This window comes from bacterium SCSIO 12643 (assembly GCA_024398135.1).
Taxonomy (GTDB): Bacteria; Bacteroidota; Bacteroidia; order Flavobacteriales_G; family Salibacteraceae; genus CAJXZP01.
This window is the reverse complement of record CP073750.1, coordinates 1,225,709-1,246,191: the sequence shown is the minus strand read 5'-3', so window position 1 is coordinate 1,246,191 and position 20,483 is coordinate 1,225,709. Positions and strand designations below refer to the sequence as shown.

At 37.4% G+C, this 20,483-nt stretch carries 17 protein-coding genes; 5 read left to right on the top strand and 12 right to left on the bottom strand.

Translation table 11 applies throughout. From position 1 onward, the window contains the following. The first annotated feature begins 58 nt into the window (after positions 1–58). Genes KFE94_05415 through KFE94_05400 form a run of 4 tightly spaced genes read left to right on the top strand, consistent with a single transcriptional unit; the run spans position 59 to position 6,204 of the window. Positions 59–1,243 carry a TolC family protein gene (locus KFE94_05415; GenBank protein UTW67550.1) on the top strand — a complete coding sequence of 395 codons (1,185 nt, stop codon included), beginning with the start codon at positions 59–61 and terminating at the stop codon, positions 1,241–1,243. A gap of 46 nt (positions 1,244–1,289) precedes the next feature. Beyond that, positions 1,290–1,577 carry a hypothetical protein gene (locus KFE94_05410; protein ID UTW67549.1) on the top strand — a complete coding sequence of 96 codons (288 nt, stop codon included), beginning with the start codon at positions 1,290–1,292 and terminating at the stop codon, positions 1,575–1,577. A 17-nt stretch (positions 1,578–1,594) separates the two neighbouring features. After that, positions 1,595–3,103 (top strand): efflux RND transporter periplasmic adaptor subunit, encoded by a 1,509-nt coding sequence (locus KFE94_05405; GenBank protein ID UTW67548.1) that lies wholly within the window; start codon positions 1,595–1,597, stop codon positions 3,101–3,103. Positions 3,104–3,123: 20 nt separating this feature from the next. Further along, positions 3,124–6,204, top strand: a complete 3,081-nt coding sequence (locus KFE94_05400) for an efflux RND transporter permease subunit (GenBank protein ID UTW67547.1) — start codon at positions 3,124–3,126, stop codon at positions 6,202–6,204. A 35-nt stretch (positions 6,205–6,239) separates the two neighbouring features. Here KFE94_05400 and KFE94_05395 read toward each other — a convergent pair whose 3' ends face one another. The 12 genes from KFE94_05395 to KFE94_05340 form a co-directional block, all read right to left on the bottom strand. Continuing rightward, complete coding sequence (locus KFE94_05395; protein UTW67546.1) at positions 6,240–7,661, bottom strand: SDR family oxidoreductase; 1,422 nt, start codon at positions 7,659–7,661, stop codon at positions 6,240–6,242. Positions 7,662–7,743: 82 nt separating this feature from the next. Continuing rightward, positions 7,744–9,240 (bottom strand): hypothetical protein, encoded by a 1,497-nt coding sequence (locus tag KFE94_05390; protein UTW67545.1) that lies wholly within the window; start codon positions 9,238–9,240, stop codon positions 7,744–7,746. A gap of 354 nt (positions 9,241–9,594) precedes the next feature. Continuing rightward, positions 9,595–10,647 (bottom strand): alpha/beta hydrolase, encoded by a 1,053-nt coding sequence (locus tag KFE94_05385; protein ID UTW67544.1) that lies wholly within the window; start codon positions 10,645–10,647, stop codon positions 9,595–9,597. A 117-nt stretch (positions 10,648–10,764) separates the two neighbouring features. Further along, positions 10,765–13,176, bottom strand: coding sequence for an ABC transporter permease (locus KFE94_05380; GenBank protein UTW67543.1), 2,412 nt, complete (start codon positions 13,174–13,176; stop codon positions 10,765–10,767). After that, positions 13,173–13,856 carry an ABC transporter ATP-binding protein gene (locus KFE94_05375; GenBank protein ID UTW67542.1) on the bottom strand — a complete coding sequence of 228 codons (684 nt, stop codon included), beginning with the start codon at positions 13,854–13,856 and terminating at the stop codon, positions 13,173–13,175. The genes KFE94_05380 and KFE94_05375 overlap by 4 nt, the downstream gene beginning before the upstream one ends. A gap of 12 nt (positions 13,857–13,868) precedes the next feature. Further along, complete coding sequence (locus KFE94_05370) at positions 13,869–15,110, bottom strand: efflux RND transporter periplasmic adaptor subunit (protein UTW67541.1); 1,242 nt, start codon at positions 15,108–15,110, stop codon at positions 13,869–13,871. A 198-nt stretch (positions 15,111–15,308) separates the two neighbouring features. After that, complete coding sequence (locus KFE94_05365) at positions 15,309–16,553, bottom strand: hypothetical protein (protein ID UTW67540.1); 1,245 nt, start codon at positions 16,551–16,553, stop codon at positions 15,309–15,311. A 107-nt stretch (positions 16,554–16,660) separates the two neighbouring features. Beyond that, positions 16,661–16,873: a DUF2892 domain-containing protein gene (locus tag KFE94_05360; protein ID UTW67539.1), complete on the bottom strand. Its 213-nt coding sequence runs from the start codon at positions 16,871–16,873 to the stop codon at positions 16,661–16,663. Positions 16,874–16,952: 79 nt separating this feature from the next. Beyond that, positions 16,953–17,576 carry a Crp/Fnr family transcriptional regulator gene (locus tag KFE94_05355; protein ID UTW67538.1) on the bottom strand — a complete coding sequence of 208 codons (624 nt, stop codon included), beginning with the start codon at positions 17,574–17,576 and terminating at the stop codon, positions 16,953–16,955. A gap of 58 nt (positions 17,577–17,634) precedes the next feature. Further along, positions 17,635–18,132 (bottom strand): GNAT family N-acetyltransferase, encoded by a 498-nt coding sequence (locus KFE94_05350; protein ID UTW67537.1) that lies wholly within the window; start codon positions 18,130–18,132, stop codon positions 17,635–17,637. Next, positions 18,122–18,979, bottom strand: coding sequence for a helix-turn-helix transcriptional regulator (locus tag KFE94_05345; protein UTW67536.1), 858 nt, complete (start codon positions 18,977–18,979; stop codon positions 18,122–18,124). Before KFE94_05345 ends, KFE94_05350 begins: the two co-directional genes overlap by 11 nt. A 79-nt stretch (positions 18,980–19,058) precedes the next feature. Next, the gene (locus KFE94_05340; GenBank protein UTW67535.1) at positions 19,059–19,283 is read right to left on the bottom strand and encodes a hypothetical protein; all 225 of its coding nucleotides are present in this window, start codon (positions 19,281–19,283) and stop codon (positions 19,059–19,061) included. A gap of 129 nt (positions 19,284–19,412) precedes the next feature. Between KFE94_05340 and thiL the strand changes: the two genes are divergently transcribed. After that, positions 19,413–20,474, top strand: coding sequence for a thiamine-phosphate kinase (gene thiL, locus KFE94_05335; GenBank protein ID UTW67534.1), 1,062 nt, complete (start codon positions 19,413–19,415; stop codon positions 20,472–20,474). Positions 20,475–20,483 lie beyond the last annotated feature (9 nt).

Sequence of the window (20,483 nt, the reverse complement as noted above, 5' to 3'; positions counted from 1 at the left end):
AATAGGTACAACTAATGTATTGATGGACATCCGTCCGTTTAACCTAAAATAATTTTAAATGTTAAAAAATATAGGAACTGTTTTATTCCTGTATATCTCTGTAGTATCTGTTTGGGGACAAACCAATGAGATCAATCGGATTTTACAGGAAATAGAACAAAACAACAATGAAATCAAAGCATATGCTTCCTGGATTGAAAGTCGGAAGTTGGCTTTAAAAACACAAAATAATTTGCCGGACCCTCAAGTTGGGGTGTATTATTTACCTTGGGGGGAACATCAAACCGGAGATTATTCAGAGTTTCAGATTACCCAGTCATTTGAATTTCCAACAGTTTATTCGGTAAGGAGTAAACTGATAGATAAACAGTATACTCAGTTAGAACTGGAGTATGCCGAAAAGAGAAAATCGGTATTGCTCCCGGCAAAGCAATATTGTTTGCAATTGGTTTATCTACAGAAGAAGAAAGAGGTTGAAGAAAAAAGAGTCCAACAGGCTCAACAGGTTTTTAATCATATTTCTGAAATGTATAACAGTGAAGAAGTCAGCTTATTGGATGTAAATAAGGCTAAAATTTCCTGGATCCAAGAGCAATTCAGGGTAACTGAGTTAGAAACCAAAATGCAGAATGTGTTGTTGACATTACAGCAGTTGAATGGTGGGAATGAAATAATGTTTTCTCCATCCTCATATGAAACCGAAATTGAAATAGATCCGGTAGATTCTTTATGGGTGGAAAAACAAAATCGAGATCCTGAATTGAGAAGTTTGAATCAGCAAGAAGAAGTTGCTTTACAGAATTACAAACTATCAAAAAATAAAGGACTGCCGAATTTGACTGCCGGGTATAATTATCAAGGAGTATCTGGTTCAAATTACTCGGGGATTTATGGTGGTTTATCCATCCCATTATGGAGTAATAGAAATAAAGTCAAATCCGCAGCATCTGCATATCAGTATAGTCAGTCGTTGAATCAAGTAGTAGCGCAAAGTCATTATGCTGAATTCCAAAAGCAGTATAACAACTATCAGGTTCTGAAGAGTAAATACACAGAATATGTATCTACTCTTTCTGATCTGAATAGTGAAAGTATGTTGCTAGAGGCGTATCACCTGGGGCAGATCTCTTATTTGGAGTATTTCATGGAATTACAGTTTTATCGAGACGCCATGGATACTATGCTCAAGATGGAAATGGAAATGCATGTTCTAAAAGCAAGTCTTTTAGATTATCAATTATGAGTTTAACTCAAAACAAGAATTAAATAAAATTTAAAAAATAGAAATTATGAAAATCGTAAATATAGTTATCGTATCCACAATGTTTTTACTAGGCGCATGTAGTGCCCCAAATCAAGAGAAAGGTCATTCACATGAAGCCGGAGGACATTCTCATGATCATGGTGAAGAGGCGCACGGTCATGCACATGGAGAAGAATCTCATGGACATGAACATGGCGATGCACATGAACACCACGCGCAAGAAGAGTTTGTGGTAGGTCAGGATTCTTTAATGGAAGATACACATGATCATGACCACGACCATGATGGAAACGAAGCAGATCATCACCATTAATTTAATGAATAATTGAAATGAAATATTTGGTGATATTATTGGCAGTGATGGTAACATCCTGCCAATCTGCTTCAAATCATGGGCATGCTCATGATTCAGAAGGAAATCATATGGGAAGCTCTGAAGAGGTTCCTAGAGAAGATGTCACGATCTGGACTGAGAAAACAGAGTTGTTTGTGGAATTCCCGGTTTTAGTTGTGGGTGAAACGAGCAGATTTGCAGCACATTTTACAATTCTGGATCAACATCAAGCGGTTACAGAAGGAAAAGTGACGGTGAGTTTGATAAAGGGAAAAAACGGAATTCGACAAACCGTTGAAGCTCCGGATTCTCCTGGTATTTTTAAACCGACTTTACAACCAAAAGAGCCAGGTGTGTATCAATTGGTTTTTGATCTGATCACTCCCGAGGTAACTGATCGTGTGATTGTTCAGGATGTTGTGGTATATGCAACATTGGATGAAGCGCAACAAAACGTTACGGAAGAGAGCCCTTCAAATGAAATTACATTTCTGAAGGAACAAGCCTGGAAAATAGATTTTCAAACATACCCTGTGGTTGAAAAGGAAGTCTATGATGTGATCCAAACTTACGGGATCTGGAAGGTTGCACCGCAAAACGCGCAAACCATTGTGGCCACGGCTAGTGGGACAGTGAAATATCATAGCGAGGGACTTGTTGCCGGTCAAAAAGTTCGGAAAGGTGATGTGCTTTTAACGATCAATAGTCAGGGGCTCACGGAAAATAATCTGGAAGCTGAAATCCGTGAAGCACAAGTGAATCTGGAAAAGTTAGAGGCTGCGTATCAGCGTAAGCAACAACTCTATAACTCTAAGATTATTCCTAAATCTGAATTGGAAAAAGTGGAGCGAGAATATTTAATCGCAAAATCTCAATATGAAACTTTAAAATCCAATTATTCGGGTTCTGGAAAGCAAATCATGGCTCCGTTTGATGGATATATAAAGTCTGTATTACAAGAAAATGGAGCGTATGTAGATCAGGGAGATATCCTGATAACCGTGTCCAAACAAGCTTCAAGTATATTGGAAACCTTTGTAAGTATTGATGATACAGAAGATTTGCAGACGGTACACAATATTTGGTATCAACCAAGAACTGGGATATGGTCAGATCTATTAAGTACAGAGGGAGAATTGATTTCTGTTGGAAAAGCCGTGGAAAGAGATCAGCCTATGCTGGAAGTGTTTGGGCAAATCAATGAAATGGTGACCATGCCGGAAGGGGCGTATACTCCAGTTCATATTCAAACAGGGAGCCAGAGTACAGGTAAAGTGATTCCTGTAGCCGCTTTGTTGGAAGACTATGGGAAATACTCAGTGATTGTACAATTATCAGGGGAAAGCTTTGAGCGAAGACCTGTGGTTATTGGACGAACAAATGGATCTGAAGTGGAAATTATCAAAGGTCTTTCTGAAGGAGAGATCGTGGTAACCAAAGGCGCGTATCAAGTGAAAATGGCATCCATGTCAGGTCAGGCACCTGCGCACGGACATGCACATTAAATTCATAAAAACAGAGTCAAGTGTTAAATAGAATTTTAATTTTTTCATTAAACAACCGATTGATGGTTTTGCTTGCAGCGGTCATATTAAGTATTTCCGGAGTGTATTTGGCAAGAACCATGAATGTGGATGTGTTTCCAGATCTCACAGCTCCTACGGTAACGATTCTTACCGAGGCGCATGGAATGGAATCTGAAGAGGTGGAGAAGTTGGTCACGTATCAATTGGAAACTGCTATGAACGGTTCTCCAAATGTGAGACGGATCAGATCATCTTCAGCTGCTGGGATTTCTATTGTGTGGGTGGAGTTTGAATGGGGAACCGATATTTATCGGGCCAGACAAATTGTGAGTGAGCGAATTCCAATGGTCAGTGAAAATCTTCCCGAGGGAGTTGGAACACCAACTATGGCACCCATTTCTTCTATTATGGGAGAAGTGATGTTATTGGGAGTAACTTCTGATGGTTTATCTCCGATGGAACTGCGAACAATTTCAGATTGGACTATTCGCCCTCGTGTTAAATCAGTCAGTGGAATCGCAAAAGTGATGGTCATTGGAGGAGAGTTTAAACAATATCAGGTTTTGGTAAATCCTCAAAAGTTGAGCTATTATCAGGTGAGTTTGTCTCAGGTACTTGAAAAAGTACGTGCAGCTAATGTAAATGCTCCCGGAGGTGTAATTCAGGAATATGGAAATCAATATATTGTAAAGGGGAGTGGGAGAGTCTATCAAGTAGACCAGTTGAAGGAGGCTGTCCTGAAGTATGTTGATGGGCAAACTATTCGAATTAGAGATGTAGCCGATGTCCAAATTGGGGCTTCAGATAAGATTGGTGACGGATCATTAAATGGTAATCCAGCGGTAATTTTGGTGATATCGAAGCAACCTAATGTGAATACGTTAAAGTTGACCGAGAATTTAGATCAGGTCATTACTGATTTACAAGCGGATTTACCCGAAAATGTACTGATTCAAAGTCATATTTTTAGACAAGCCAATTTTATAGAGGCATCAGTAAGCAATCTAAAACAAACCCTTTTGGAAGGTGCATTTTTTGTAGTTATTGTTTTGTTTGTTTTTCTGATGAATTGGCGAACGACTGTGATTTCATTATTGGCTATTCCGATCTCATTAATGGTGTCTATAATTGTTTTGAATGTGTTGGGTTACACAATGAATACAATGAGTTTGGGAGGAATGGCGATTGCAGTTGGAGCTTTGGTAGATGATGCTATTATTGATGTGGAGAATGTTTTCAAACGACTGAGGGAGAATGTTCGTAAACCTGTTTCTGAGCGACTTCCGATACTTGAAGTGGTTCGAAAAGCTTCAATTGAAATCAGGAGTTCTATCATTATCGCTACGCTCATTATTATAGTTTCCTTTATTCCATTATTCTTTTTGGGAGGTATGGAAGGTCGATTGCTTCAACCTCTCGGAATTGCTTTTATCACTTCTGTATTGACCTCATTAATAGTTGCGGTTACAGTTACACCCGTATTATGTTCCTATTTGCTTCAAAAAGAAAGCGTATTGTCAAATCAGGCGCAGGGAACGCGAGTAGAAATCTGGTTGCGGAGCATTTATAGGAAAACGCTACAAGGTGCATTGCAAATGCCAAAACTGGTGATCGGAGGGACGTTAGGAGCTTTTATTTTGAGTTTAGTTGTATTCACACAGCTGGGTAGAAGTTTCTTGCCGGAATTTAATGAAGGCTCTTTGGTGATTAGTGTAGTAGGCGTTCCGGGAATGTCTTTGGAAGAGAGTAATAAGACGGGCCGACTCGTAGAACAATTATTATTGGAGTTGCCTGAAGTGGAAGTTGTTACACGAAGAACAGGAAGAGCTGAGCTGGACGAACATGCGCAAGGGGTAAATGCTGCGGAAGTAGATGTGCCATTTGTATTAAACGGGAAAAGCAAAGAAGAATTTTTTGAAGAGGTACGTCATAAGTTGCGTGTTGTTCCAGGAGTGAATATTACTTTGGGACAACCTATTGCGCATCGCATAGACCATATGCTTTCCGGTACCAGAGCCAATATTGCAATTAAAATTTTTGGTCCTGACCTTCAGCGATTATTTGAAGTGGGAAAGGATGTAGAATCAAAGATTAAAAATGTGAGCGGGATTGCTGATGTGGCGGTGGATCAACAAATTGAAGTGCCGCAATTACGCATTGTTCCCAAACGTGAAATGCTTGCTGCTTATGGAATGACTATTTCGGAATTGATGCAACAAGTAGATATTTCTTTTGCGGGAGAAAAAGCCGGAGAGATTTATGAAGGTCAGCGATATTTCGATTTGATGGTGCGTCTGGCACCAGCGTTTAGAAATAGTAAGGAGCGAATGGCTAATGCATTGATTCATTTGCCCGATGGAGGTTTTGTTCCGCTTCAAGAGTTGGCAGAAATCCGTTCTTTGAGTAGTCCGAATACGATTAGTAGGGAAGAAGTGCAACGAAAAATTGTTGTGGCTGCGAATGTGCATGGGAGAGATTTAAGAAGTGTTGTGAATGACATTCAAATGATCATAGAATCTGAGGTCAACTTGCCAGAGGGTTATCGTGTTAAATACGGAGGTCAATTTGAAAGTGAAACGAAAGCTTCTCAATTACTAATGATTAGTGCAGTTCTTGCAGTTCTGGTGATTTTTATATTGCTATATCTTGAATTCAAAGATGTAAAGCTATCATTGGTAGTGTTGTTGAATCTACCATTAGCGCTAATAGGAGGGATTCTGATGGTGTATTTTACATCTGGAATTATCAGCATTGCTGCTACTATTGGATTTATAAGTTTATTTGGAATAGCGACCCGGAATGGAATCTTATTGGTGTCCAGATATGAAGATTTGCGCAAAGAAGGGTTTCAAGGGGTGAAATTACTATTGGAAGGTGCAGTGGATAGATTGAATCCAATTTTAATGACTGCATTTACCACAGGTCTGGCTCTGATTCCTTTAGCTTTAAAGGGAAGCGAGGCTGGAAATGAGATTCAAAGCCCCATGGCGATTGTGATACTGGGAGGTCTGGTATCGGCCACGATTTTGAATTTGTTTGTCATTCCTTGTGTGTATCAATGGATTTCCGATAGAAAATAGAGTTTGTTTAAATGGACGGTGAATGCCGTCCATTTTTATTTTGCTTCTGTGAGTTGATGGAGCATGCCTTGAAATACAATGGCATGAAATGGGAGTACACTGTACCAGTAGAGTCTACCCCAGACGCCCTTAGGTCTAAAAGTCGCAGTTTGGATTAAGGTGTTGTTTTGCATTCTAAATTCTAACCAGGCTTCTCCCGGTAGTTTCATTTCCGCAAATAAGAGTAGTCGTCCTTCAGTTTTATCGGCATAAAGCACACGCCAAAAATCCAACGCATCTCCTGGCTGAATGTCGTTTAAGTGCGTACGACCACGTCTAAGTCCAACACCGCCAACCAATCGATCAAAGAAACCTCTTAGTTTCCATAAGAAATTCACGTAATACCATCCGTTTTCACCTCCAATTGCCCAGATTTTATCAATGGTTTTTGATACGTTTTGAGTTTCTTTTTGACGATGGTCCTTGAAACAACCAAATTCAGGAACCTGAATAAACTCAGAAATATTAAAACGGAGTCGACCGCTGATTTGAGAATCTTTCCAACTGGAAACGACATTGTTTCTTTGAATCCTGGATAAAGTTCGTTCTAGCGATTCCACATATGACAAGGGTTCAAAATTTAGAATGTCGTAAATACGTTGGTCTTTACAGATGACCTCAATTTTCATGCTATCCACAAGAGCTAAAGCCAATTTGTATGAAGTCGATGTCACGAAGAATAACCAGTAGGAAGAAAGTCTTGGAGTCATAACTGGTACAATAAAGATTTTACGTTGTAAGTTTCTGGACTTCGCGTATCCCAGAAGCATTTCTTTATAGGATAGAATATCTGGTCCGCCAATATCAAAATTTTGATCGTACGTATTTTCATGGAAAATACTGTCCGACAGAATCTGGATCACATCTCGAATGCCGATTGGTTGGCATTTGGTACGGAGCCATTTTGGAGTAATCATGACCGGGAGTTTTTCCACCAGATCACGAATAATTTCGAATGAAGCACTTCCCGAACCAATGATAATTCCAGCTCGAAAGGTTGTGAAATGGTAATTGCCTTTGGCCAATTCTTCTTCCACATTTCTTCTCGAGTTTAAATGTTTGGATAGCGTTTGCTCATTGGTAATTCCACTTAGATAAATGACATGTTGGGCCGAGGTTTGTTCAATGCAGGTTCTGAAATTCTCTGCAGATTGCATTTCTAAAGCCTCGTAATCCGTTGAGGTAGACATAGAATGTACCAAATAATATGCGCCATCAATGTCTTTTGGGATTCTTTGCAGGGTATGAATTTGCAGTAAATCAATCTGAATGATTTTAATATGAGGCTGTAAAGATTGCGGAGGGTTAAAGCGATCTAAATCTCTAACTGCACAAATGACTTCATGCCCTTTCTTAATTAATTCAGGAAGTAGTCGCTTGCCAATATATCCTGTCGCTCCGGTTAGTAGTATTTTCATTCGTAAATATCTTGAAATCAGAAAGTATTCTATAAAGATATAGAATGAAATAGATTCAAAATGAATGTATACGTGAAAAAGGTTAATTAATAATATCTATCGGCCCTTGGATGTCATTAATAATATTCCAAAAAATGTCAGAATAGATGGTTTTGTTATTACCTCCCCCTGAAACATATATGCCATAATCTTGTGTTTTATTACTTGTAGATTGGTCGTCATAAATTTTTGCTGCGTTAATTCGACAGAAATATGAGTTGACAATATGTATGCCTGATTTTATTTCATTAACATTATCTGCCAGCAATTTACCGTTGTTGAAAATTTGGCTTCCCCCGTTGATAGACGCTCCACCATTTACATTTTCTATATAGATTCCACTTTTGTAATTGTTATATATTGAGGCATTGTTAATGCTGTGTCCACCTCCACCTAGAATACTAATGCCATGGCCATATTGGTTAGAATTTCGTTGAACCCCTTTACTCAGAACGTTATCTACATAATATCCGTTTGATATAATATTATTGATCTTAATTCTGGAACTATTGTTAGAAATTAAGAGATTATTTCTGAAGTTTTCTTGTACATGTATATTGGATAATAAAAGGTCATTTGTATTTCTAATAGTAATTCCTTCAATGCTATTATGAAATGAAAAAACATTATCAATGATTGTGAAATCTGCAGGAGTTCCATTTAAATAGGTCGGATTGGCTGGGTGTCCAATATTTAAGCCGCTACCAGAAGCATTAGATGTAATAACCCCATTAATTTGGGAGTACTTTCCATTAATTGAAATATTTGAATAAACACGTTCTTCAATTTGCCCCTGGCTTGTTGTGTATTGGAAATGACCGTTATTATGGGATGTGAGATTATATAAGCTACAAAAATCAGATAAGATAGTTGAAAGACCAGTACCTAGGTTGTTTTCAGTTTTACTTTCATGTATGGTGATGTTATTGGATTCGTAAACAATAATTGCTGTACCTAAGTTATAATATCCATTAATTTTATTGCATTCTATATAGGAACAGTCTGTGATAAAGATTCCTGCAGCTGGTGTATCGACATCTTCTTCCGCATTTACAGTATTTTTGACGGTGATGTTTTCTAATTTGGATTGTGTGCAATTTTCCAATTTTAATCCCGAAAACAAATCTCCACCGGAACCTTGAGCATCAGTATTATTACTAAGATTATCGATTTGATATTGGCCATCTATAATTAGATTTTTTAATGTAATATGTTTATTTCCAATAGAAGGTGTTTTATTTACGATCATATCAAATACAAGTATTGGATTAGTATTTGTTTCACGAACTATGGTAGACCCGCTAAAGTCAATTTCAATATTGGAAGGGATGTTCAATGATCCATCAATGCAGTAGACATCTTTTTCAATGACTAACCTTTTATTATTAGCTGCTGCAATATCAATTAGTGATTGTAAATCAATACGGTTATTTGAGCAATTGGAAGTTGCTGTAAAATAATACGGAGCTTCTGCAGCATAGATTGTGTTAGAGTTATTTTCAACTTCTTTTATTTTAGGTTCTTTTTTTGAGCAAGACAACGAGATGAAGATTAGAACAAGGGCTGTTAATAGTGAAAATTTTGACATTATTATATCTGTTAAGTGTTAGATTAAATTTATTAGAATTAGGCTAATCCAAAAGTAACTTAATTATCTTAATTAGGATAAGTTGCGTTAAAAAACAGTAAATACCCGATACCGACATAAGTGAGGCCTACGGTACCGGAGTATCTACTGCGTAGGAAATTACTGATCGAATTTAGACTACGCAGATCATTTTTGGTATCCGTATAAACCACATTTTTTCATTTTATTTTAGGGTTTGAATTTGGCTTAAATTGTTGTTTTGTAGTTGTTTGTGTTTTCTGGGGGAATATGTTAAAAAAACGAAGATTAGATTTTGACGTCTGTTTTTGTCTTCTGTTCTAAAAAATTGATGATGTATTGCGTATAGAGATCCGGTTGTTCTCGAGAAATCGAGTGCCCGGCTTTAGGAATTATGATGAATTGATGATTCCTGTATAATTGAGTGTACTCATTAGTGAATCCCCATTTTTGATTGTCGTATTGCCCTTTTAAAATAAGAACCGGGATCTTGATTTGGGCAAGGGTATGTCTATGATCCGGAACATGATAGAAACTCTTAACCGTCATCACCTGTGTATAAAACCCGGAGCCAAATACAGCTGAGACTTGAAGCGAAGTATCCATTACAGTAGAGCGATTTAAAAAACCATTTTGATAGGTTGCAAATGCATCTGCTTCTTCATCCGCTGCTAACTTAAAATTCCACAATCGTGCGCATTTTTGCATGGCCATTGACCTTATATTTGACGCCAGTGCACTGCCACTTTGATTGGTATAGTAAGGCGATTGAATATTCAAACTATCAGGAGCGGTAATGCCGGCTAACTTGTGGTTTATTGGAAGAACAGGTCCGGGAGATGAAAAGATAGCCCGGCTTACTTTTGATGCATTTTTTTCAAGAAATAAATTAATAAGCATCCCGCCCCATGAATGTCCAATCAGTATCACTTTTGAAGCTCCGATTTGGGCGATGATTTCTTCCAAATCTTTGACATGTCGGTCGGTGGTATATTGGGAGATGTCATCTAAACGATCGGAATATCCACAGCCAATTTGATCGTATAAATAGATTTCATATCCCGAATTTGTTAGAGGTTGGAGACTTTTGATGTGATGATTTGAAATAGGTCCTCCAGGTCCTCCATGAAGATAGATAATTGGAAATGATTTCAGATTTGAATCTGGTATAAGATGGGTGTATGCAATTCTGGAATTATCATTTAAAGTCCAATATTTAATATTCGCTCGTTTTTCAGGTTTGGGGATGTTATAGTTTCTCGGGATTAAGATAGATCCCAGCATAACTAAGAGCCCCAAAGACAGAAAAGCAATAAAGAATTTAAAGATTCTTTTGATCATGGAATAGACGTTAATATGCAGTCACAAGATCGGTACATTTTCCAATCCAAATGCTTTGGGGAATATCAATTTATAAACAAGCGGTATTCGTAATTTAACGAATACCGCTTATTGATATTATTCGTAGCGAAGCGCCTTTACAGGGTCCACACGACTCACTCTCCAGATATGATAACCAATGGTCAACCCGGAAAGGATTGCGATGAGCATATATGAAGTGATAAATGGAATTGGGGTAATGGCAGTTCTGAATGCAAATTCATTGAGCCAATCCTGAATAAACCACCAGACCACCGGGGTACTTACCACAAAAGCAATCGAAAGTAAAATCCAGAAGTTTTTGCTAATTAACCAAATCAATTGCCAGGTGGATGCGCCAAGTACTTTACGAATGCCAATTTCTTTAATTCGACTTTGGAGGGTATAACTCACTAAAGCGAATAGCCCGACTAAAGCCAGTATGATAGCGATGTAACTAAAGTATTTCAAAACATCATGCATACGCTTTTCGGTTTGATAGTTGTCCGAGATTGATGTAGATAATACTTCGTATTGCATGGGAAACCCAGGTGCGAGTTCATTCCATCTGGTTTGAAGTTTTTGAATTGGCCCATTCAATTCCGCAGTATTATATCTGATTGACATCGAATTTCCTCCATTGGGATTAAAACAAAGAACCAAAGGAGCTAAATCATTATGAAGCGTCTGGAAATTAAAGTTATTGACCACTCCAATCACTTTGCCGTCATTTGTGGCTTGTCCGTTTGGCATTAATCCCCATTGAACTCTTTTGTTTAGGGCATCCGTATACCAGCCAAAAACTTCAGCAGCTTTCTGATTTACAATAAAGGCTTGTTGCTGGTCTGTAGCGATGTTTTTATCGAAGTTTCTACCGTGAATTAAATCGAGTCCCATAACATCAAGAAACTCTTCATCTACAAAAAGGTAATTGATGGTTTGCTCCATCATTTTTTCATCTTGTTCAATTCTAAACATAAGTTGTCCGGTCCCACTACCATCCGGAATTCTGGTTTGACTAGAGGCAATAACATTGGCGTTTGTGTTGATGGTTTCTAACCATGGCGACAGTTGGTTTCTCGCTGTAGAATCAGCTGGAATTCTAAGTGTTAAAATCTTATCCTTTTCAAACCCTAAACCATATTCAGATATAAACGTCATTTGATCTTGTACCATGATCGTTGCGGTGATCATAAATAGAGAAAACAGAAACTGAATGAAGATTAACGTTTGATTGAGTTTGCTTAGTTTGGAACCATTTTGTGTATTTCCTTTTAGTACCTGAATAGGATTCAGTCGGGACAACAACATGGCCGGATAACTATTTGCAGCAAGCGTGATCATTGCAAAAATACCAATCATTGGAATGAGGAATGTAAGGTTCCATAAAGAACCAAAGGATATTTCCGCTTGAATAATTCTGTTGAAATATGGCAATGAAATGACCAATACGATGAGACCGAATAGCAATGCTAAAAATGAAAGAATGACCGATTCGGAAATGAATTGTGTAAAGATTTCTTTTTGTTGTGCTCCGGTAGCTTTTCTTACACCTACTTCTTTTGATCGTTTTCCGCCTTGTGCCAAATTGAGGTTGATATAGTTAATAACCGCAATAAGCAAAAGGAAAACAGCCAAAGAAGCAAATATGATCAGATAAGTTTTGTTTCCCTTGGGTTGATCATAGGTTTTGGTATTGTCAAAATGAAGATTTTTGAGAGGCGTAATTTCATATTTAAGCGAAGCTACGATTTGATTTTCTGCACTCCATGGTTGGACATATTTCTTTTCAAATTCAACTAGCTTTTGTTCAAATTCAACTTTATCTACCGGTTGGTGGAATAGTAAGTAGGTATAGAATCCTATTCGGAACCAATCCTGATTATGCGCATCCATAAATGGTTGAGGTAAGGAAGAAAGGCTTACCAGCGCATTAATTTGCATTTCACTTTGAGGGCGAATATCCTCAATAATTCCGGTGACCTGATACAGCGTATTATTGATGAATAATGTTTGATTATATGCTTCACCATTTTCAAATAGTCGATCAGCCGTAGTTTTAGTCAGAACAATACTGTTGGGTTGAACCAATGCCCGTTTGGGGTCTCCCTGAATCATCGGATATGAGAAAACATCAAAGATGGTACTATCAACAATCCATACGTTACTGGTAGGATACATTTTTTGATCTACTTTGATTTGCGCTTCCCGCCCAAATCTTCTAAATCTAACATAAGATTCAACCTCCGGATAATCTTGTAATAGTGTTGGTCCACTGGGTAGATTTGTAACCGCAGCATCGATGACACCATTAAAGTCTAATTGAGAAGTCAAACGGTAGATGCGATCTTTTTTCTCGTGGTAATGATCAAATGAAGTTTCGTAATGGATATATAAACTGATCAGTAGACACGATGCAATTCCAACTCCCAATCCGATGACACTTATCGTAGTGAAAAGTTTGTTTTTGGATAAGAAACGTAAGTATGATTTTATTTGACCTGTTTTCATGCCATGATATTTAAAGGTGATTCAATTAAAGCACCATCATGAAGATGAATTTTGCGTGAAGCATGATCCGCGTCTTTTTCCGAGTGTGTTACCATAATAATAGTAGAGCCATCCTGATTGAGTTCGGTCAATAATTCCATGACTTCAGTACCATTTTTAGAATCCAGATTTCCGGTGGGTTCATCTGCCAATAAGAGATGTGGTTTGTGGACAATTGCGCGTGCAATGGCTACCCTTTGTTGTTGACCTCCGGAGAGTTGTAGAGGAAAATGGTTCTCACGGTGTAACATATTGACACGTTCCAATGTTTGAGTGACCATTTTTTTACGTTCTGATTTATGGATGTTTTGGTAAGTGAGGGGTAGTTCTACGTTTTCAAAAACAGTAAGTTCATCAATAAGGTTGAAGCTTTGGAAGATAAATCCGATTTCTTTTTTTCTTAAAACAGCACGTTGCGATTCGGAAAACTGGCTTACATCGGTACCGTTGAAGATCAATTGGCCGGATGAAACGGAATCTAATAAACCAACGGTATTTAGAAATGTGGATTTACCACAACCTGACTCGCCCATGATAGCGACAAATTCACCATTTTGGATTTCGAGATTGATTTGGTTTAATGCAGTGGTTTCAATTTCTTCAGTTCTGAAGACTTTGGAAAGGTTGATTGTTTTAATCATAATTAGGACATTTTATTGAATGATTATTAATTCGTTATCGTTAAAACTCGTATAAGGGGAAATGATAATTTGATCTCCCGGATTTAAACCGGCAAGAACTTCGATATGTGTATCGTTTTGCCTTCCAAGTTGAATGGGGGTTTTATGGGCTTCATTTCCTTTGATGACGTAAGCATATTTTCCTCCTCCAGTAGCATAGAAGCTTCCTTTGGGAACTAAAAGGGCCTGATTGGAATTACTTAAATGAATTTTCATAGGAGCACTCTGACCACGTCTTAGAGATTCAGGTTGTGGATCGTGAAATGAAAAGTGAACTTCAAATTGATTGTTGTTTACCGTAGGGAATATTTTAGCAACCTGTAACGTAGATGGAGTGCCTCCCAACTTGATAGTAGCTTTTTGATTTTGTTTAATTTGTGAGAGATAATATTGATCTATAAAGGCAGTGATATGAAAAGTATCCATGATATCTATTCTACCAATATTGGCTCCTTTACTAATAGTCGCACCCATTTCGTGTTGGAAAGAATTGAGTTGACCATTCATGGGAGCAGTAACGGTCATTTGATTTAAGCTTTTTCGTACAGCTTCCAGATTACGTTCCATCAATTGGATCGAAGCATCAATACGATGAAGTTGGCTGATTCGGTATTTTTCATCCGTCTGTGTCCGCTGGTCTAAAAGGTTTTGTTTATTTTCCAGATAGTGGTAGTATCGTGCACTGGCCTGATAATCTGATAGGGTAATTACACTGTCGCGAAACAATAAACTATCTCTTAAAAATTGTTCCTTTTGTTGTTGTAGCTCATAGTTAATGTCTACCAGCTGTTCCTGGATATTGCGTTTATTTTGATCCAGATTAATTCGTGTATTTCGTAGATTATTGATTTGTTCTATGATCTGAGTTTCACGGTTCATGAAATCCAGAGACAGGGCAGTATTACTCAATTGTAATAGAGGAGTTCCTTGTTTAACCCATTGTCCATTTTCAACATAAATCTCATCTATGACTCCACCTTCAAAAGCATCAATTTGAACTGTTTTACTTGGGATTACCGTTCCATTTGTGGTGAGGATTTCTGTGAAATTCCCCTGAATGACCGTACCCATTAAGATTTGATCTTTTGGAAAATACAATGCGGAACTAGATGTATTTATAACAAGGTAGGTGATCAGTAATAAAGCACTTATTGCGCCTCCAATGAAAAAGTACTTTTTGTAAGATTTTTTGGCATTATGTATACGTTTATCCATAAAGTATTACGGTTTATTTGTTTGTAAAACATGATGTTATGGGGAGATTTGAAATCTAAATTAGGATGGGTAAGAGGCTGTTACAATAAATAATACAGCAATGGTTTTGAGCATAGGTGAATGGGTGCATTTCACATGTAATATGCTGCAATTCAGATGTGATAGGGTTTTAAGTGGTTGTTTTTGAGGTGGTTTGTGTTATGGAGTGTGGATTTCTTCTATTGGAGTGTTTGCCTTGGATTTTGAGATTAAAATGGCGTAATCCAAATAATCTAGTGTAGATTTACTGGCATCTGGCATCCAACGCTTACGATATAGAAGTTTTTTAGATTTAACCAGATCTAATTCAGATGGAATAGAATAAGGAGAATGGTCGTGGTCTAGATTGAAGAATGTAAGATCTGATATTCGGGTGTGTTTTAAATTCTTGATTCCTTTGTAGTGTTCGAAAATATGATCTGAAGTGCCAATTCCGGCACGCTTAGAATAGCCTTTATAATTCCCTTCTGTATCAAACTGTGCGTCCCATAAGACCTTGCTTTTAGTTAAAAAGCATTGAATGCTTACCATTTGACTGGATGTGTAAACTTTGTTTTCAATGAGTCGGGTAAAAAAGGAAGCATAATTATTTATTCTGCTTTTCATGATATGGAAGACACCAAACCGGACGAAGGCCATTTGATTTTCTAATTCCAATTGTGGTAGAAGGTGCAGGTAGTTATCATAAATACGTTGTTCTCGACCACCTTTTGTCCAGGTGGCTTTTAAGTTTTTAATAATGAAGTTGAATTTAGAAGTATCGGAAATTTGATTTTGATATACAATTTGATTTTGTTCATAATCAGCCACAAATGATTTTAATATCTTTTTAGTTCTGGAATCAAAATAAGTCATCCAATTGGTGTTTGGGTTTTGAATCAATGATTGTAGTGAGTCTGAATAAGATGTTCCCGAGATATGCTTTATTTCATCGTGTAATGCAATCACCGAGTATTTATACGAGATCACTTTATCAATACCTAATACCTGTACGTTATGTTGTTTAAAAATAGGTTGAATTTTTAGCCATTTCTGATATGTTTCAACCGTACCTTCTTGTGGAACACGACTTCCATATTCATAAATGAGCTTCTTTAAGAGTATAGTATCTCCAGTGTCAATGAATTTTTGGAAATATAAGGCAGTGGCATAATCAGTTTCTGGGAAATAATATTTGAGTTGATGATTTTTGATGAGTTCTGTTAAAAGGATGTGTTCCGCCTCTTCAGTTTTTGCACTCCCATGAATAGCTGCAAATCCAATTATTTTTTGATTTTTTAAATCGAGTTGAGGGAATGACTTTCTGAGGTCTGAACTGTTTTTCTGAAGATATTGTCGATAGGAATTCTGTCCCCATAGGGAAAAGGTAAGCGTGCTGATTACAATACAGATTAAATATTTCATTTGCGCGGTTTCCACGAAAATAAGATAAAGTTTAGGAGTTAAAAGTAGGTGGTGAAAAATTGCGTTGACCAGATCAACGCAATTTTAAACGGGGGATGAAATAGATTTTATTCAGCTTTGTTGACCGGACATGTTTTGATTCCCAATAGCGTGTATAGCGGACAAAAGCTGATTAAGCTCGTCAATACGAATACGACTGAAACTATAAGTAAAACGAGGCCCAATGTACCGGTTATGGTATTTGTAAAATAAAGTGTGCCTAGTAATAAGGCGATAACGATACGGATTCCGCGATCTATGTTGCCCATGTTCTTTTTCATGATGTGTAATTTAAATTTGACGCATCAAAGCTAGGACGGGTAGGAACTACGAAGCAGTGACCAGGGTCACCACGGTAGGCTAATCCAAAATTTCAATCTGGTTGGGGTGCTGTTTGACTTTACCTTCTACTTCTAGTTTTTTCATCACACGACTGATCACCTCGCGTGCTGTACCTAATTCGTTCGCGATCTGGCGATGTGAGATTTTGATAGGATTCTTCCCGGTAAGTCGCGACTTTTCTTTTAAGTAATTAAACAGGCGGGTATCCATTTTATGAAATAACACATGGTTAATGGTATCCAAAAGTTCACTGTATCGAATATTGTATTGTTGGAAGAATAAGGTGTTGATATCCGGAAATTGTTTGATCCACTGAGTGACTTTATCGATAGGTAATAATAAAGCTTGGGTGTCTTCTTCCGTAATAGCAAAAACGCGACTGGGTTGATTTTTTAAACCGGCAGCAAACGACATAATACAGCTTTCATTGGGTTGAATGTAATACAGTAATAGTTCTTTGTCCTCGTGTCTGGTAAAAACTTTGATGAGCCCCTCCAGCACAATTGGAATCACTTTAACATATTGTCCATCTCTTAATATTTCGGTGTTTTTCGAAATATCTAATGTCGTTGAATGAGAAATGATCTGTTGAGCGAGCTCGGGATCTAAATGAGCGAGTGTTGTAGGAATTTTTTCAGACATAATGATTTGAGATTTCAATACAAAAGTAGGTGATTTTCAAACTCAAAAAATTGATTTTTTATGATATTGAATAGGTGTAAATCCAGTATTTCTTTCCAAGTCTGGAAGGGATTTCTTTGAGGCGTTTAAATCCAAGGTTGGTATATAAACGAATGGCATTTTGCATCATTTCCGAAGTATGTAATGCGATGGTGTGTTCTTTATTTTGAACTGCATAATCCATGCATTCTTTAGTCAGTTGTTTCCCTATTCCTGCTCCGGCATAGTCGGGATGAACAGTTAGAAATCTGATGTAACACCAATCAGCGGGAAAAATGTCGGTTGGGTTTCCGCTTGGAACTAAAAACACCATTCCAATAATTTCATTTTGTTCGTTTTCGCATACAACACCATAAGACGCGTTTACCAGTGGTTCGTAAGTTGATCGATCCAATAAACCATGTTTAAGTTGTTTCCAGAATTCTGGTGCGAGATCATTTTTAAATATACTCCATGTATGAAATCCCAGTTGAATTAATTGGTCTAAGTCAGAAGGTTGAGCAGATCTATAGGTCATTTTGTTGAAATGTTTTTCGATAATTTGAAGGCGAATATTGAAAAGCACGAATAAATGATTTGGAGAAATATCCGGTATCATTAAATCCACAGGAATAAGCAATTTCCGAAATTCGGGTATCTGATTCTGCCAGTAGTTTTTTTGCTTTTTCAAGCCGTTTGCCAATAATGTATTTAGTTGGACTCATCCCATAAAGCTCGTTGAACTTACGTTTAAATGAGGATAAACTGAGTCCTGCAAAAAAGGCCAAATCCGAAAGATTCAAATCTTCGTAAATATTAGATTGGATGATCTCTTTAAAGGCGTAGTCCTTTGTTTTAAAAAGATCACCTAACATGGATTTAATTGGACCCGAATTCGGAGTGTGCAAAAGCAAATGAATCAATTCTCTGATTTTAAGTTTTAGTAATTCCTCTGATATTACGGAAGGATGATTTAAATAGTGCTTTAATCCGGTAATAAAATGATTCATGTTTAAATGTGGAGGGATTTTTTCAACCGGATTTGCTGAAATAGGGGTTGAGGAATTAAATACCTCCGGAATTTGATCATTGTAGGCCAGTTTTAAAATATCGGGATAAATCTGGATGATGATGGCTTCATTGGGTTCAGAGCTATCATTGGGAATCCAATTGTTCACAAAGTTTTCGCATTTCATCATAACACTATCTCCAGGATTTAAATCCATCCTTGAGTTTGGCGAATGCAATTTTGAGGTGCCGTTCAATACATGAACAAAACGAGCTTCATTTTTTAATGCCGAACTGGCTTTAAATGGCGGCCTGAAGATTAACCTGCCCAATACCGTTTTATCTGATAAATCAAATGTTTCTTTTTTGATGATCATAATTGATTCAAGAGAGTGTTTCTCAAATGTAAAAGAATTGGATAAAACCAATGGCGATCCGGTTCACTAAAAACACTATTTAGTGACAGCATGAAGAATCCGTGCTTTTCTGAATTGGTGGACAAGGAATGGAACCATAAGAGCAATACACGCAGCAATCGTCTTTTTGCGGTTTAATAAGCGAAATACAATGGGTGCATTCGTAAAAATACTGACAAGAATCCTGAGGCATTTTTTCCTCTTTTTGAAAACCACATACCGGACAGGTTATCGTTGACCATAATTGAATTAAAGGTAGGTTCATGGGGATTGAAATTTGAGATTAGTGAATAAGTTTAAATATAATTAATAATGAGATATCAGTAAATAGCTATTCCGTAAATACTTGGTTGTTTTTTGATGATTAAAATTAGGGTTATTCTAATTTTGCAGCATGTTAGAAGATAAGAATCAAAGTACCTCTAATTTAGAACAATTAGGAGAGTTTGGATTAATCGACCATTTAACAAATGGATTCGAGAATAAAGAGAAATCTACACTAAAAGGAATTGGTGATGACGCGGCAGTATTAGATCACGGAAATGAAAAAACAGTGGTTTCTACTGATATGTTAGTGGAAGGAGTGCATTTTGATGTGACTTATGTACCGTTAAAGCATTTGGGATATAAATCAGTGGTGGTGAATTTGTCAGATATCTATGCGATGAATGCGACACCTAAACAAGTGACAGTATCTATAGCAGTTTCTAGTCGTTACTCAGTGGAGGCTTTGGAAGAGATTTATGCGGGAATCAAACAAGCCTGTGAATTCTATAATGTAGATTTAATTGGAGGAGACACTACTTCATCTTTAAAAGGTTTGGTGATTAGTGTGACCGCAATTGGTTCGGCACCTGAAGAGAAGTTGGCTTATAGAAGTGGTGCAAAAGAACACGATTTGATTTGTGTATCCGGAGATTTAGGAGGCGCTTATATGGGGTTACAGGTTTTGGAACGCGAAAAAGCTGTTTTCAGAGAAAATCCACAAATGCAACCGGATATGTCTGGAAGTGAATATGTATTGGAAAGACAATTAAAGCCTGAGGCGCGTAGAGATGTGATTAAGATTTTGGGAGAGATGCATGTGATACCCACTTCAATGATAGATGTTTCTGACGGGTTAGCCTCTGAGATTATGCATATATGTAAGCAAAGCGAAGTAGGTGCGCAGATTTACGAAGAGAAAATTCCAATTGACTATCAAACCTATAAAACTGCTGAGGAGTTTAATTTTAATGCCACTACAGCGGCTTTAAATGGAGGTGAAGATTATGAACTTTTGTTTACCATTTCTCAGAAAGATTATGATGTTGTGAAGGGAATTCCCGGGATTTCGGTGATCGGGCATATCGCAGATAAAGAATCAGGAGTATCAATGGTGGCTCGTGGAGAACAGGTAGTTGAATTGCAAGCGCAGGGATGGAATGCGTTTAAGAATAAATCGCAAAACGATTAGGCTAAAGCC

What these genes read in the sequence shown, in the direction of transcription:
- KFE94_05370 (UTW67541.1), bottom strand. Translation starts at nt 15,110, where the DNA reads ATGGATAAACGTATACATAATGCCAAAAAATCTTACAAAAAGTACTTT.
- thiL (UTW67534.1), top strand. Translation starts at nt 19,413, where the DNA reads ATGTTAGAAGATAAGAATCAAAGTACCTCTAATTTAGAACAATTAGGA.
- KFE94_05355 (UTW67538.1), bottom strand. Translation starts at nt 17,576, where the DNA reads ATGTCTGAAAAAATTCCTACAACACTCGCTCATTTAGATCCCGAGCTC.
- KFE94_05350 (UTW67537.1), bottom strand. Translation starts at nt 18,132, where the DNA reads ATGACCTATAGATCTGCTCAACCTTCTGACTTAGACCAATTAATTCAA.
- KFE94_05405 (UTW67548.1), top strand. Translation starts at nt 1,595, where the DNA reads ATGAAATATTTGGTGATATTATTGGCAGTGATGGTAACATCCTGCCAA.
- KFE94_05365 (UTW67540.1), bottom strand. Translation starts at nt 16,553, where the DNA reads ATGAAATATTTAATCTGTATTGTAATCAGCACGCTTACCTTTTCCCTA.
- KFE94_05375 (UTW67542.1), bottom strand. Translation starts at nt 13,856, where the DNA reads ATGATTAAAACAATCAACCTTTCCAAAGTCTTCAGAACTGAAGAAATT.
- KFE94_05340 (UTW67535.1), bottom strand. Translation starts at nt 19,283, where the DNA reads ATGAACCTACCTTTAATTCAATTATGGTCAACGATAACCTGTCCGGTA.
- KFE94_05410 (UTW67549.1), top strand. Translation starts at nt 1,290, where the DNA reads ATGAAAATCGTAAATATAGTTATCGTATCCACAATGTTTTTACTAGGC.
- KFE94_05385 (UTW67544.1), bottom strand. Translation starts at nt 10,647, where the DNA reads ATGATCAAAAGAATCTTTAAATTCTTTATTGCTTTTCTGTCTTTGGGG.
- KFE94_05395 (UTW67546.1), bottom strand. Translation starts at nt 7,661, where the DNA reads ATGAAAATACTACTAACCGGAGCGACAGGATATATTGGCAAGCGACTA.
- KFE94_05415 (UTW67550.1), top strand. Translation starts at nt 59, where the DNA reads ATGTTAAAAAATATAGGAACTGTTTTATTCCTGTATATCTCTGTAGTA.
- KFE94_05380 (UTW67543.1), bottom strand. Translation starts at nt 13,176, where the DNA reads ATGAAAACAGGTCAAATAAAATCATACTTACGTTTCTTATCCAAAAAC.
- KFE94_05360 (UTW67539.1), bottom strand. Translation starts at nt 16,873, where the DNA reads ATGAAAAAGAACATGGGCAACATAGATCGCGGAATCCGTATCGTTATC.
- KFE94_05345 (UTW67536.1), bottom strand. Translation starts at nt 18,979, where the DNA reads ATGATCATCAAAAAAGAAACATTTGATTTATCAGATAAAACGGTATTG.